Origin of the sequence: Acinetobacter sp. YH01004 (genome assembly GCF_013420455.1) — a bacterium.
Lineage (GTDB): Bacteria > Pseudomonadota > Gammaproteobacteria > Pseudomonadales > Moraxellaceae > Acinetobacter > Acinetobacter towneri.
In genome coordinates, this window is record NZ_VOXZ01000022.1 from 23,817 (window position 1) to 38,102 (window position 14,286).

Below are 14,286 nucleotides of genomic sequence, written 5' to 3' on the forward strand. Positions count from 1 at the left end.
ATGTCTCAGTTTTAATCATTCAAGGAAAATACAACCCTATGTCACGTTTAGCCACACGATTTGCACAGCTTGAATCTCAACAGCGTAAGGCCTTGGTTTCTTATGTTATGGCAGGTGACCCTCATCCAGAAGTCACAGTTCCGTTGTTACATCAAATGGTCGAGGCAGGGGTAGATGTCGTTGAATTAGGTTTGCCGTTTTCAGACCCAATGGCTGATGGTCCAGTAATTGCCCTCGCTGCAGAGCGAGCGTTGGCAGGTGGAACCAATACGCTAGATGCTTTAAACATGGTCAAAGAGTTCCGTCAAAAAGATCAGGAAACTCCTGTGGTATTGATGGGATATTTAAACCCTGTAGAAGTCATTGGTTATGAAAAGTTTGTTGAATATGCACATGACTGTGGTGTCGATGGTGTTCTTCTGGTCGATTTACCACCTGAAGAAGCCCAAGAATTTGATGAAGTCCTGAATAAATATGGGATGAATCAAATTTTCTTGTTAGCGCCAACTTCTACACCAGAGCGTATTCAATTTGTTGCAAACCAAGCCAGTGGCTTTATTTATTATGTTTCTTTGAAAGGCGTGACGGGTGCAGCAACACTTGATGTTGCAGAAGCAGCAACCCGCATCCAACAGATTAAAGCTGTAACCAACGTGCCTGTGGGTGTGGGTTTTGGCATCAGTGATGCTGCATCTGCCAAAGCAATGGGCGCGGCTGCCGACGCAGTCATTGTCGGAAGTGCTTTTGTAAAACAATTTGCGAGCTTAGCACCAGAACAAGCCGTCATTGCAACGGTTAATAAAGTGAAGGAGCTTCGAGCTGCGCTCGATGAGTTAGTATGAGTCAAGAAGTGAAAACAGGGAAAATTCTAAGCCCATCGACGCCGTGGACTGCACGTGGTGTACCTGGTATTGAAACACCAGATGAGCAACAAGCGTTAAAAGCGATCTTTACTGAACCAACGATTGAATGTCCAGAATGTCATGCCTTGGTGACACGTACGGCAATGTCGTTCAACGCTTATGTATGCCCACAATGTGATGAACATTTACGTATGAAAGCGCGTGAGCGTTTAACTTGGTTCTTTGACCAAGTGCAAAACGAATTAGGTCAAGAATTCTCTGCCAAAGACCCACTCAAATTTGTAGACAGCAAAGCTTATCCTGAGCGTATGACTGAAGCGCAAAAGAAAACGGGTGAAACCGAAGCTTTAGTGGTGATGCAGGGCTTATTAAAAGATATGCCAGTCATTGCTTGTGCATTTGAGTTTGATTTTATGGGCGGCTCAATGGGTACCGTAGTGGGTGACCGTTTTGTGCAAGCTGCTGAACGTGCGATTCAGCAAAAACAACCGTTAATTTGCTTCGCAGCATCGGGCGGTGCGCGTATGCAAGAAGGCATGTTGTCATTAATGCAAATGGCGCGTACTTCTGCAGCAATTCAACGTATGAAAGAAGCAGGCTTACCTTACATCGTAGTATTAACACATCCTGTATATGGTGGTGTAACTGCATCATTGGCGATGCTGGGTGATGTGCACATTGCAGAACCTAAAGCGATGATTGGTTTTGCGGGTAAACGTGTCATTGAGCAAACTGTACGTGAAAAACTGGAAGAACCGTTCCAACGTGCAGAATACTTACTTGATCATGGTGTGGTCGATCAAATTGTCCATCGTCATGCATTACGTGATACAGTTTATCGTATTCTTGCGAAACTGATGAACTTGCCTTGAACACAGCACCTCTTGCAACCGATGATTTAAACACATGGCTCAATTATTGGAGCCATGTTCACGTTACGGGTATTGATTTAGGTTTGGAACGGGTCATTCCCGTTGCAGAAAAATTGGGTGTAACCCATCCTAAAGCTAAAGTCATTACGGTTGCGGGAACCAATGGCAAAGGCTCAACCACAACCACTTTAGCGGCTATTTTAAATGCGCAGGGCTATCGGGTTGGGTTGTACCAATCGCCACATATTTACCGTTTTAATGAACGAGTCAAATTAGCAGGCGTCGAAATCGATGACCAAAGTTTGATTGATGCTTTTGTGCAAGTCGATCAAGCACGACGTGATTGCGATCTGAGTTTATCTTTTTTTGAGGCCACGACTTTGGCAGCCTTTGTGATTTTTAAAGCACGTGATTGCGATGTATGGGTGCTTGAAGTCGGTTTAGGTGGACGCTTAGATGTGGTCAATGTCGTCAATCCTGATGTGGCGGTTATTACCAATATCGGTTTAGATCATGTCGATTGGTTAGGCGATAGCATCGAAAAAATTGCCTATGAAAAAGCAGGCATTATTCGTCCTAACATTCCTGTCATTTTTGCAGGTCAGCAAGATTTGCCTCAAGCTATTCACGACAAAGCAGCAACCTGCAATGCACCTTTGTTTGTCTTGAATCGTGATTATTTTTATCGGGATATGCAAGATGGTCAGTCATGGATGTTTGCTGCATCGGGTTGTACCTTAAAACTTCCAACAGGCAGTTTAGCCCTCGATAATATTTCAACGGCTGTGGCAGCAGTCTTGCACAGTGGTTTAGAAATCACCCAAGACGCAATTGCACAAGGTATTCAAACGGCCAAATTGGCGGGACGTTTTGAAATTCGTCAAATTCAGGGCAAAACCGTGATTTTTGATGCAGGACATAACCCGCATGGCGTTGAATTTTTGTTAAAGCAATTGCGCAATTTCTTAAATTACAATAAACAGTACACTGAAGTGGTCAGTGTTTTTTCAATGCTTGCAGATAAAGATATAAATTCTGTGGTTGAGTTATTGAAAGATAGTGTCGTAATGTGGAAAATTGCCACATTAAATGTGCCTCGTGCGGCGGAGATCACGGTTTTGGATCAGGCTTTGCAAGGCGAAACAATACAACACTTCGACAGTATACAATTGGCTTTTAAATCAGCACTGGATGAAACAAAAAATAATCAGCTGATTTTGGTATGTGGATCATTTCATACCTTAGAAGCGGTATGGGAGTATTTGGAAGAATGTCAATGAATAACAAACAGCGCTGGATGGGTGGCGTTGTTTTATTAGGTGGTGGTGTTTTATTGGCAGCATTGCTTTTAAAAGGGCAAGAAGAAATACATCAAAATAATGTGAAAACCCCAAGCCAAGCCGAACAAGTTCAACATAAAAATGCCAATCAGGCAGAAATGGTGCAATTGCAACCTTTAACTGTCGATGTGCAAACCGAGCAGCGTCTGCTTGAAGAGCAGCGCCGTGCGCGTGAAAAAGCAGTAGCGGAGCAAGAAGCACGTGCAGCTGAGTTTTTAGCGATGCAACAACAGGCAGAAGCTGAAGCAGCGCGTAAAGCTGCAGAAGAATATGCTGCCTTAAATGCATTGCGTTCTGGTCAGCAGCAAAGTTCTGACAATATTCCACCGGAATTGGTCGAAGATGAACAAGCCAAGCAAAAGCGTTTGGCTGAAGAAAAAGCTGCCCAGCAAAAGAAGTTAGAGCAGCAAAAGGCAACGGATGCCAAGAAAGCTGCTGAGTTAAAAGCCGCGCAAGAGCGTAGTGCTGCAGAGAAAAAAGCAGCAGATGAAAAGCGTTTAGCGGAAGAAAAACGTATTGCAGAAGAGAAGCGCAAAGCGGAAGAACAACGCCAAGCCGATGCAAAACGTAAAGCTGAACAAGAGCGCAAAGCAGCAGAAGCGAAAAAAGAAGCAGAACGTAAGGCTGCCGAAGAAAAACGTAAAGCTGAGGAAAAACGCAAAGCTGAAGAAGCTGCCAAGAAAAAGGCTGAAGCTGAAAAAGCACGTAAGTTATTGGAAGAAGGCGATAAGCAGTGGATGGTACAAGTGGCTTTGGCTGCTAACCAAGCCAATGCCGATGCTTTGGCGGCAAAACTGAAAGCCAAAGGTTATAAAGTCACCCAAAGTCCAACGTCTAAAGGGGTTCGGATTATGGTTGGGCCATCTAAAGACCGTGATGCTGCAGATGCAACCCGCAAGAAAATTACCGCAGACCCAAGTTTGAATATGAAATCTGCATGGGTGATTGACTGGGTACCGTTAGATAAACGTGACTAGATCATTCGATCAAAATGTTTATTAAAAAGGATTTAATCTTTTGGGTTAAATCCTTTTTTAATGCTGATTGAATTTAGGCGTGTTTCAAATGCTTTGATTGTAAAAAGCCTATCCGAAGATAGGCTTGCTCATGTAACACTTAATTAAGTGCGGTTCGGTTGTTTGGTCAAACGCAAATAAGGCTTGATGGCTTTATATCCACTTGGGAAGCGTTCTTTAAGTTCCGCTTCATCCTGAATGGAAGGCACGATCACCACATCTTCACCATCTTGCCAGTTGGCAGGCGTTGCAACTTTGTAATTGTCAGTCAGTTGTAGTGAATCAATCACACGTAAAATTTCGTGGAAATTACGTCCTGTAGAAGCAGGATAAGTAATGATCAAGCGTACTTTTTTATTTGGATCAATAATGATTAATGAGCGAACAGTCAGAGTTTCGCTGGCATTCGGGTGAATAAAATCGTACAGGGTAGACACTTTACGATCTTGGTCAGCAAGAATTGGGAAATTAACCGTTGTATCTTGAGTTTCGTTAATATCTTGAATCCAGCCTTTATGAGATTCAGCATCATCTACAGAAAGTGCAATCGCTTTGACATTGCGCTTGCTGAATTCATCTTTCAGTTTTGCGGTATAGCCTAGCTCGGTGGTGCAGACAGGTGTGTAATCGGCAGGATGCGAAAATAGAATGCCCCAGCTGTCACCTAAAAATTCATAAAAATCAATTGGGCCTTCATTTGAATCTTGTGTGAAGTTGGGTGCGATGTCACCTAAGCGAATAGTCATTGTGTACCTCTGTCTTGTTTTGTTGTGTGATGTATGCGTACTACTATGCGCCATTCCTTTTGCAGAATTAAATAGTGTTTTTGTATGTGCTTATGAATAATTTGAATATGGTGTGTCATTTTTATTGCATTTTCAAAATAGATTGATGTGTGATTGCTATATATCGTCCGCTCGAAATTTGTTACATTAACTGCTACTTAGCAGCGAGAAATGGCAAGTAGAGATTGGAATTTTTAATAGGTTTTTGTGCAAAACCCTTGTACTTCAAATTTCTAGCACCATAATAACCACTAAGAAAAACCTATTTATTTGACAAGCAAGATTTAGAGAGTTTATTCATGTTGGCAAGTCTGATCGGAGGAATCTTCGGTACTAAAAATGAGCGCGAACTCAAACGCATGTGTAAAATCGTAGACAAGATTAATGCGCTCGAGCCGACGATATCTGCCTTAAGCGATGCAGACTTATCTGCAAAAACCGAAGAATTCAAACAACGTTATAACAAAGGCGAAAGTTTAGATAAATTATTACCAGAAGCATTTGCAGTATGTCGTGAAGCCGCCAAACGTGTCATGAGCATGCGTCACTATGACGTGCAGTTGATTGGTGGTATTACCTTGCATGAAGGTAAAATTGCAGAAATGCGTACAGGTGAAGGTAAAACCCTAATGGGAACTTTGGCCTGTTATTTAAATGCTTTAAGCGGTCAGGGCGTGCACGTCATTACTGTGAACGACTACTTGGCACAGCGTGATGCCGAACTCAACCGCCCTTTATTTGAGTTTTTAGGTTTAAGCATTGGCATTATCTACTCCATGCAAGACCCGACTGAAAAAGCACAGGCTTATCGTGCAGACATTACTTACGGTACCAATAACGAATTTGGTTTCGACTACTTGCGTGACAACATGGTGTTCTCACTGAGTGAGAAAAAACAGCGTGGCCTGACGTATGCCATTATTGACGAAGTCGATTCGATCTTAATTGATGAAGCACGTACACCATTAATCATTTCTGGTCAAAGCGATGACTCATCGCAGTTATATGCGGCAATCAACACCATTCCGCCAAAATTGCATGCGCAAAAAGAAGAAAAAGTAGCAGATGGCGGACACTTCTGGATTGATGAAAAACAACGCACTGTAGAAATGACCGAAATTGGTTATGAAACGGTAGAAAATGAATTAATTCAAATGGGTTTATTGGCAGAAGGAGAAAGTCTGTATTCTGCATCTAACCTAAATTTGGTGCATCACGTATCTGCAGCTATTCGTGCGCACTTCCTGTATCAACGTAACGTGCACTACATCATCCATGATGGTGAAGTAATTATTGTCGATGAAAACACAGGTCGTACCATGCCTGGTCGCCGTTGGTCAGAAGGTCTGCACCAAGCGGTAGAAGCCAAAGAAGGTCTGGAAATTCAGCCTGAAAACCAGACTTTAGCGACCACAACCTTCCAGAACTATTTCCGTTTATACAAAAAACTGTCAGGAATGACGGGTACTGCAGACACTGAAGCTGCAGAAATGAAAGAAATTTATGGTCTAGATGTCGTCATCATTCCAACCCACCGACCAATGATTCGTAACGACCAAAACGATTTAATTTATTTAAACCGTACAGGCAAATACAACGCGATTATTCAAGAAATTCAACGTGTGCATGAAGCAGGTGTCGCACCAATTCTGATTGGTACAGCGACCATTGAAGCTTCAGAAATTTTATCGGATAAACTGCGTGAAGCGGGTATTCAGCACGAAGTATTGAACGCGAAGCAACACGAACGCGAAGCTGACATTATTGCGCAAGCAGGCTCACCACGTGCGGTGACTATTGCCACGAACATGGCAGGCCGTGGTACAGATATTTTGCTAGGTGGTAACTGGAAAGCCCTGCTAGCCAAAATTGAAAACCCAACCCCTGAAGATGAAGCGCGTTTAAAGGCAGAGTGGGAACAAAATCACGACATGGTGTTAAGTTCAGGTGGCTTACACATTATTGGTTCAGAACGTCACGAATCGCGCCGTATTGACAACCAGTTGCGTGGTCGTGCAGGTCGTCAGGGTGACCCAGGCGTGTCACGTTTCTATTTGTCACTTGAAGATGACTTAATGCGTATTTTCGCAGGTGATCGTGTTGTAGCAATGATGCGTGCTATGGGCTTGCAGGAAGATGAAGCGATTGAACACAAAATGGTGTCACGCTCTATCGAAAATGCACAGCGTAAAGTTGAGGCACGTAACTTCGACATCCGTAAAAACTTGTTGAAATACGATGACGTAAACAACGAACAACGTAAGATCATTTATTCACAGCGTGATGATATTCTGGCAGAAAGCACGCTGCAAGACTATATTGAAGAAATGCACCGTGAAGTGGTCACAGGTATGATCGCCAATTATATTCCACCAGAATCGATTCATGATCAATGGGATATTGAAGGTTTAGAGCGTGCCTTGCGTGATGATTTGGGCATCGAATTACCAATTAACCAATGGCTCGAAGATGATCGTCGCCTAGATGAAGAAGCTTTGGTTGAACGTATTGCCGATGAAATTGTGACACGTTACCGTGCACGTCGTCAGCAAATGGGTGATGAATCTGCTGCGATGCTAGAACGCCACTTTATGCTCAGTTCACTTGATCGTCACTGGAAAGATCATTTGGCGGCTATGGACTATTTGCGTCAAGGGATTCATTTACGTGGTTATGCACAAAAGAACCCTGAGCAAGAGTACAAAAAAGAAGCCTTTAACTTGTTTGTGAATATGTTGGGCGTGATTAAAGCCGATGTCGTGACCGATCTTTCGCGTGTGCATGTCCCAACACCTGAAGAATTGGCAGCGATGGAAGCTCAACAGCAAGCGCAAGCAGAAGCGATGCAGCTTAATCTTTCACATGCTGATGTAGACGGTTTAACGGGCGAAACCTTTGAATCAGAACCACAGTATAGTGCTGCTGAGCAAACTGTTGTTGCGCCTGCGAGCCGTAACTCGCCATGCCCATGTGGTTCAGGACTGAAATATAAACAGTGTCACGGTAAAATCTAAACCTGACTTGTTACAACTTAAGCAGAACTTTGGTTCTGCTTTTTGTATTTTGGGGCGCAAAATCTTTGTGGTAATAGTTTTGCAAGATGTGTATAGCATTTGCAGATTTTGGAATTAAATGCTATTTAGTTGCACATGCAATATCCACGTGTGGAACAAAAAATGAAAAAAGTATTACAACCTTTAATGATTGTTGCCTTGAGCTTGCCTACTTTCGCATTTGCAAATGCGGCAACAACGACAACTCCTGCAAAAGTTCAAGCTGCTGTGGGTGCGACCACTGCACAGGTACAAGTGGATAATGGTCACGTGACTGTGGCAAGCCCACGCACAGGTATTCGTTATACCTTTGCCAATCCAGATCAGCGTCCAATCGTGTTGCATACTGCAGCGATTGCACCTGCGAATGCTGCCAATGTAAATCGTATTGTGGCTGCAAATCCTGCTTTATCTGCAGCAAGTCAAGAACGTGCAAAACAGGCTTTATTGGGTGAAACCGTGGTTGCGACTACGCCATAATCCAAATAGGCTCAATCAGTATAATTTTAGTTGCTGATGCATTACATTGAAGATTAAAACCAGTCCATACGGGCTGGTTTTTTATATATGACCTTGTGTATTAACAAAAGTTGAGTCAAGCAGGGAGGATGCTCGATTTTTTCTTCAATTTCCACTAAGCTGTGACATTCTCAAATTTGTACTGGAAATTTCAAAATGGCAGTTGGTGACGTCTCTATGCCACACATGCATGTGGTCAAAGGTGTAAAAATTGGTTCAGCAGAGGCTTATGTGCGTTATCAGAACCGACGTGACCTGGTTATTTTTGAATTTGCAGCAGGCTCAAATGTAGTGGGCGTATTTACTCAAAACGCATTTTGCGCTGCGCCTGTGCATGTGTCCAAAGCACATTTAGCTCAAGGCAATCCGCGTTATTTGGTCATTAATACAGGTAATGCCAATGCGGGTACAGGCAAATTGGGTATGCAAAATGCAGAAATCACCTGTGCCAAATTGGCTGAATTGGCAGGTGTATCTACCCAAGAAGTTTTGCCATTTTCTACAGGTGTGATTGGTGAGCAATTGCCGATTGAGCGCTTGGTTGCTGGTTTAGCGCCTGCGCTGGCATCGTTACGTGAGGATGCTTGGCATGATGCTGCGACAGGTATTATGACCACAGATACCACGCCAAAAGGTGCATCTGAGCAGTTTGAGTTAGATGGTATTACTTATAGCATGACAGGCATTTCTAAAGGTGCAGGTATGATTCGCCCAAATATGGCGACCATGCTTAGCTATGTTGCAACCGATGCACCAATTCAACGTGACATCTTGCAGCAATTACTCAAACACAGCGTAGAACAATCGTTTAACCGTATTACTGTAGATGGCGATACCTCGACCAATGATTCATGTATCTTGGTGGCGACTGGTCAGACGGGTGGCACTGAAATTTGCAGCGAAAATGACCCGCGTTATGCTGTGGTATTAGATGTTTTGAATCGTGTGATGTTGCGTTTGGCTCAACTGATTATCCGTGATGGTGAAGGTGCAACAAAATTCATTACGGTACGTGTTGAAGATGGTGACAATACCCAAGAATGTTGTGATATTGCGTACAGCATTGCACATTCACCATTGGTAAAAACGGCCATTTTTGCCTCAGATCCAAACTGGGGGCGTATTCTTGCTGCAATTGGTTATGCAGGCGTGCCAAATTTAGACGTTGAAAAAATTCAGGTTTGGTTGGATGATGTGCAAATTTGCAAAGATGGCGGTGCTGCTGCCGACTATACCGAAGCAGCGGGCGCGCGAGTCATGGCACAAACCGAAATGACCATTCGTGTAAATTTAGGACGTGGTCAAGCGACAGATACAGTCTATACTTGTGACTTGTCTTACGATTATGTCAAGATCAACGCGGATTACCGTTCGTAAAAATTCAAATTGAGTGATAAAGCCTCCGTTGTGAGGCTTTTTTAGCATTCAATCGGCAAAGGGCTGGTGAATGAGTAAATTGCCCCCATATCATCAGTGACTTGAGTAAGCTTGTGTTCGGGCAAGCATGAAGATAGAGAAGACGTTGTTATGAATGATGCGACCAATTTAATTGCCAATGAAGCCAAATCAATTGTGCAGGCGCATTTAGATCGCTTGGGTGAAACCAAAGAACATCATTTGAGTGAGCAAGCCAAGCAGGAAAAATTTGCGCAAATTAAAGCAGAACTCGAAAAGCACAATGCTGTCTTGGTTGCCCATTATTACTGCGATCCTGAAGTACAGGAACTGGCTGAATTAACAGGTGGCTGTGTTTCGGATTCACTGGAAATGGCACGTTTTGGTCGTGATCATGCGGCAACCACGTTGGTCGTAGCTGGTGTAAAATTTATGGGCGAAACTGCCAAAATTTTATCGCCAGAAAAAACCATTCTTATGCCAACTTTAGAAGCGACTTGTTCGCTAGACTTAGGTTGTCCTGTCGATGAGTTTAGCCGCTTCTGTGATGCGCATCCTGATCATACAGTCGTGGTTTATGCCAACACGTCCGCTGCGGTAAAAGCGCGTGCAGATTGGGTCGTTACCTCAAGCTGTGCGGTTGAAATTATTGAACATCTCGATAGCTTAGGTGAAAAAATCATTTGGGCGCCAGATCAGCACTTAGGACGCTATATTCAAAAGAAAACTGGCGCAGATATGCTGCTTTGGGATGGTTCGTGTATTGTGCATGAAGAATTCCGTTCACGCGGTATAGCCAATATGAAAGCCATGTATCCGGATGCAGCAGTTTTGGTGCATCCAGAATCACCAGAATCAGTTGTTGATGTAGCTGATGCGGTGGGCAGTACCTCGCAACTTATTCAAGCGGCAAAAACTTTGCCACACGAGCGTTTAATTGTGGCAACAGACCGCGGTATTTTCTACAAGATGCAGCAAGCTGTACCAAATAAAATTCTAATTGAAGCACCAACTGCAGGTGAGGGTGCAACCTGTCGTTCATGCGCACACTGCCCGTGGATGGCGATGAATGAATTGGATGGAATTTTGCATGTATTGCAAACAGGTGATCAAGAAGTATTCGTTGAACCTGCCATGGCAGAACGTGCTAAATTACCACTAGATCGTATGTTGAATTTCAGTGCGAGCTTAAAACGCTAAAATTGATTGAAAAATATCAAAAATGCTTGATAAATATACGGTTGAAGCTTTTTTTTAATTTTTTTTAAATATAGGTGTTGACGTCTTCGGGCGTCGCGCCTAGAATGCACACCGTACCGCACGATGTGCGATACACAAAAAGCTGAGATGAATCGGAGCATAGCACAGCCTGGTAGTGCACCTGGTTTGGGACCAGGGGGTCGTAGGTTCGAATCCTACTGCTCCGACCAATTCTTCAAGGCAACGTATCGCATGATATTATGTATCATCGGTCATGCGCCTGTAGCTCAGTTGGATAGAGCATCCGCCTTCTAAGCGGATGGTCACAGGTTCGAATCCTGTCAGGCGCGCCATTTTTTGGTAGCTTGGTATAAAAGAACCAAACATGATGGTGGATGTAGCTCAGTTGGTAGAGCCCTGGATTGTGATTCCAGTTGTCGCGGGTTCGAATCCCGTCATTCACCCCAATTTCGGAGCATAGCACAGCCTGGTAGTGCACCTGGTTTGGGACCAGGGGGTCGTAGGTTCGAATCCTACTGCTCCGACCATTTTCTAAATAGAACAGATGCTAAGTATAAATGGTCAAGTCAATAAAGATACCGCGTTAAGCGGTTTTTTTATGCCTGAAATTTGTGAAAGCCTTGTTAGGTTTAAAATTGGCTTCATATTAGTTATTGGTCGGCATAAAAAAGCCTCAAGAATGAGGCTAAAAATAAGAAAGTTTTAGTGTCTTTTTTATTAAGGCACAATCGTCACATTGACGCGTCGGTTGGTGGCACGATTTGCTGGTGTGTCATTGCTTACCATTGGTTGTGTTGCACCGCGCCCAATCACCTGAATATTTTTTCTTTCAAAACCTTGATCTAAAAAAACCTGAGCCACATTTTGGGCGCGTTTTTCAGAAAGGGTTTGATTGTAGCTGGCTAAGCCTAGGTTATCTGTGTGACCAATAAACTTGAGTTTATCCAAGTCATATTTATGCAGCTGTTGTGCCAATTGGTTCAGGCGTTCTTTTTGGTTGTTTTGAATGGCGTATTCATCAAAACCAAATAACAAGCGTTCAGGCAGGGCTAAAGTCCAGCCATCATCACTTAAAATAAAACCTTCTTGTTTTAGCATGCGTGCCTGCTTATAGCTGACATTCCCTAAACTCATGCAAGCACTGAGTGAAACCATAACAAAAATAAGTGTACCGATCAGAACTTTTTTAAGCATAAGGAACCTGTTTATTGTTTGATTGAGGTGAAATATACCATTTTGATTGATCACGTTTGGCTTTGAGCATTGCGCGATCGACATCGGCAATTAAATTTTCAGGAGTTTTGGCATATTCAATCAATGCTACGCCAATACTGACATTTAGGGAAACTTGTTGCTGTTCATACCTAAATGTAGAGCCATAGCACGCATGAATCTTTTGACAATAACCCTCTAATTCTGAAGTGGAGTGTGAGCCAGTTAAGATTATTGCAAATTCATCGCCACCTAAACGCGCAACAAACGCATGTGAGGGCAAAATCTGAATTAGACAATGCGATGAATCACGCAAGATATTATCGCCAGTCAAATGCCCAAATTGGTTATTGATTTGGTTAAAGTTATTAATATCTAAAAAAAATACTGCGGCCGTAGCAGAAGGCTGGGTAAATAGCTTAAACAGTGTTTCATAAAAATAATTACGATTTGGTAGCTGCGTTAAATTGTCGTATTGTGACTGAAATTGCAGTTTATGATTTTCGACCAATAAATTTTTATGGGATTGTTCAATTTCATTGAGTAAGCCATTAAAGGCATAACTCAGTTCATGAAGTTCTTGAATATCTGAACTTGAAACGTGCAGCTTATAATTTTTTTGTGCACTGATCTCCTGTGCCGAGCTGACAATAGAACTTAAAGATTGCATGAGATATTGATAAATTGAATTAATTGACCAAAACACAGCAATTAAAAGCAAAATAAAACCGAAAATTAAACCTAAAACGATTTTATAAAAGAAACTAACCAAGTCACTAGAGTTTCCATACACCACCAGTTCGCCATAGTTTTGCTGATCATGGTCAATACTCAGCCGAACAGGATGATTAAAAAACAGATAGTCCAATAAAGCCTGAATTGAAAAATGCTCTAGACCTTGCTGTTCAATAAAGGCAATACGTGTCTGTTTAGGTGAGCGTACTTCAATTGAACGAATAGAATAACGCTGCGTATGTTCAGAGAGAATTTTGTTGAGCGTCATTTGATCATTAAAAACCACTGCAGGCTGAATGCGTTCATTTAATGCTGCAGATAAACTTTGCAAACTATTTTTTGCGAAGGTGTTCATGGTGTAGGTTGAAATGACCAGAAAAATCATTGAACAAATTGTAAAAGTCAGAGCAAAGATAGTGAGTTGTGCGCGTGTGAATAATTGATGCAAGGTAATTGGAGTGTATAACTGCTTCATGAGTTTGACTCCGATGTTTTTGCAAGCAGTAATACACGCGGATCAATATGCACTTGAGATTGAGTCAAGCTTTCCATGTTGACTTTAAAAGCATAGTTATCATTTTTTTTATAAAGACAAAAAGCGCTGCCAGTTTCACATTCCAGATTGTTTAAACTAATAGATAGGGCTGGAAATCGAACTTGAGTATTTAAGGTATGTTGTTCTTGTGCAGCAGAAAGCGTAGAAAAAATTAATATTTGACAATTACTTTTAGATATTTCATGGCTTTGAATGGGTTGAATGTCATATTTATTATGTAATGGGGCATGTTTTTTGAATTGTTGTGCAATATTATCTTGATTTACAACACAAAGTTTGGGCGTGCTAGCTTGCCATTTTGCATACGCTAAAATGGAGAATGTAGTGTTATAAAGATTTGATGCAGGTGCAGCATACAAAATAGGTGTTTGCATTGCTACAAATGACAGCAAGGTTATTATTTTTAAATTTTGAGTCATTTCAATACAACACGAATGAACATAAAAGTAGTGTAGCTAATATTGGAAAATAAGCATACTGCTAATTTTGAGCAAGAATAATACAGATCTAAATGATTTTGCCGAATAAATAACCGTTCGGACTAAAAAACTCATAAAACTTAAAAAGAGGGGTTGCAAGGCGAAATATTTCACCTATAATGCACATCCATCGGCGGTGATGAAGATTAAAACTTCTGATAAAACAATGACTTGGTTAAGAATGATTGAGTTGGGTTTTAGAAAGAAAGTTTAAAATAATTTAAATTACCAGTTGACACT

At 42.1% G+C, this 14,286-nt stretch carries 12 protein-coding genes and 4 tRNA genes; 12 read left to right on the plus strand and 4 right to left on the minus strand.

The annotated features are described in order from the left end of the window. Positions 1–38: 38 nt before the first annotated feature. Genes trpA through FTT71_RS12415 form a run of 4 tightly spaced genes read left to right on the plus strand, consistent with a single transcriptional unit; the run spans position 39 to position 4,052 of the window. Positions 39–842, plus strand: coding sequence for a tryptophan synthase subunit alpha (gene trpA, locus FTT71_RS12400; protein ID WP_004976260.1), 804 nt, complete (start codon positions 39–41; stop codon positions 840–842). After that, entirely contained in the window at positions 839–1,735 is an 897-nt protein-coding gene (accD, locus tag FTT71_RS12405; RefSeq protein ID WP_004976262.1) for an acetyl-CoA carboxylase, carboxyltransferase subunit beta, read from the plus strand. The genes trpA and accD overlap by 4 nt, the downstream gene beginning before the upstream one ends. After that, entirely contained in the window at positions 1,732–3,015 is a 1,284-nt protein-coding gene (gene folC, locus FTT71_RS12410) for a bifunctional tetrahydrofolate synthase/dihydrofolate synthase (protein WP_167845785.1), read from the plus strand. Before accD ends, folC begins: the two co-directional genes overlap by 4 nt. After that, entirely contained in the window at positions 3,006–4,052 is a 1,047-nt protein-coding gene (locus FTT71_RS12415) for an SPOR domain-containing protein (protein WP_373685414.1), read from the plus strand. Before folC ends, FTT71_RS12415 begins: the two co-directional genes overlap by 10 nt. A gap of 143 nt (positions 4,053–4,195) precedes the next feature. Here the strand turns inward: FTT71_RS12415 and FTT71_RS12420 are convergent, their stop codons facing one another. Continuing rightward, positions 4,196–4,837: a peroxiredoxin gene (locus FTT71_RS12420; protein WP_167845787.1), complete on the minus strand. Its 642-nt coding sequence runs from the start codon at positions 4,835–4,837 to the stop codon at positions 4,196–4,198. Positions 4,838–5,175: 338 nt separating this feature from the next. Between FTT71_RS12420 and secA the strand changes: the two genes are divergently transcribed. The 8 genes from secA to FTT71_RS12460 all read left to right on the plus strand — a co-directional run bounded on the left by secA (position 5,176) and on the right by FTT71_RS12460 (position 11,591). Continuing rightward, positions 5,176–7,890 carry a preprotein translocase subunit SecA gene (secA, locus tag FTT71_RS12425; RefSeq protein WP_180161006.1) on the plus strand — a complete coding sequence of 905 codons (2,715 nt, stop codon included), beginning with the start codon at positions 5,176–5,178 and terminating at the stop codon, positions 7,888–7,890. Between the two features lie 162 nt (positions 7,891–8,052). Beyond that, positions 8,053–8,409 (plus strand): hypothetical protein, encoded by a 357-nt coding sequence (locus tag FTT71_RS12430; RefSeq protein ID WP_026438462.1) that lies wholly within the window; start codon positions 8,053–8,055, stop codon positions 8,407–8,409. 195 nt (positions 8,410–8,604) lie between these two features. Further along, positions 8,605–9,825, plus strand: a complete 1,221-nt coding sequence (gene argJ, locus FTT71_RS12435) for a bifunctional glutamate N-acetyltransferase/amino-acid acetyltransferase ArgJ (protein WP_180044508.1) — start codon at positions 8,605–8,607, stop codon at positions 9,823–9,825. Between the two features lie 150 nt (positions 9,826–9,975). After that, positions 9,976–11,043 (plus strand): quinolinate synthase NadA, encoded by a 1,068-nt coding sequence (gene nadA / locus FTT71_RS12440; RefSeq protein ID WP_026438463.1) that lies wholly within the window; start codon positions 9,976–9,978, stop codon positions 11,041–11,043. A gap of 153 nt (positions 11,044–11,196) precedes the next feature. Further along, positions 11,197–11,273, plus strand: a tRNA-Pro gene (locus tag FTT71_RS12445). Between the two features lie 46 nt (positions 11,274–11,319). Beyond that, positions 11,320–11,396 (plus strand) — tRNA-Arg (locus FTT71_RS12450). Between the two features lie 38 nt (positions 11,397–11,434). Next, positions 11,435–11,510: transfer RNA gene (locus FTT71_RS12455), tRNA-His, on the plus strand. Positions 11,511–11,514: 4 nt separating this feature from the next. Beyond that, positions 11,515–11,591, plus strand: a tRNA-Pro gene (locus FTT71_RS12460). 190 nt (positions 11,592–11,781) lie between these two features. On the opposite strand, the gene FTT71_RS12465 is transcribed toward FTT71_RS12460, so the two are convergent. Genes FTT71_RS12465 through FTT71_RS12475 form a run of 3 tightly spaced genes read right to left on the minus strand, consistent with a single transcriptional unit; the run spans position 11,782 to position 13,986 of the window. Beyond that, the gene (locus tag FTT71_RS12465; protein WP_154321033.1) at positions 11,782–12,258 is read right to left on the minus strand and encodes an OmpA family protein; all 477 of its coding nucleotides are present in this window, start codon (positions 12,256–12,258) and stop codon (positions 11,782–11,784) included. After that, positions 12,251–13,486 (minus strand): diguanylate cyclase domain-containing protein, encoded by a 1,236-nt coding sequence (locus tag FTT71_RS12470; protein WP_154321032.1) that lies wholly within the window; start codon positions 13,484–13,486, stop codon positions 12,251–12,253. The genes FTT71_RS12465 and FTT71_RS12470 overlap by 8 nt, the downstream gene beginning before the upstream one ends. Continuing rightward, complete coding sequence (locus FTT71_RS12475; protein ID WP_096902398.1) at positions 13,483–13,986, minus strand: YfiR family protein; 504 nt, start codon at positions 13,984–13,986, stop codon at positions 13,483–13,485. Before FTT71_RS12475 ends, FTT71_RS12470 begins: the two co-directional genes overlap by 4 nt. Between the last annotated feature and the right edge of the window lie 300 nt (positions 13,987–14,286).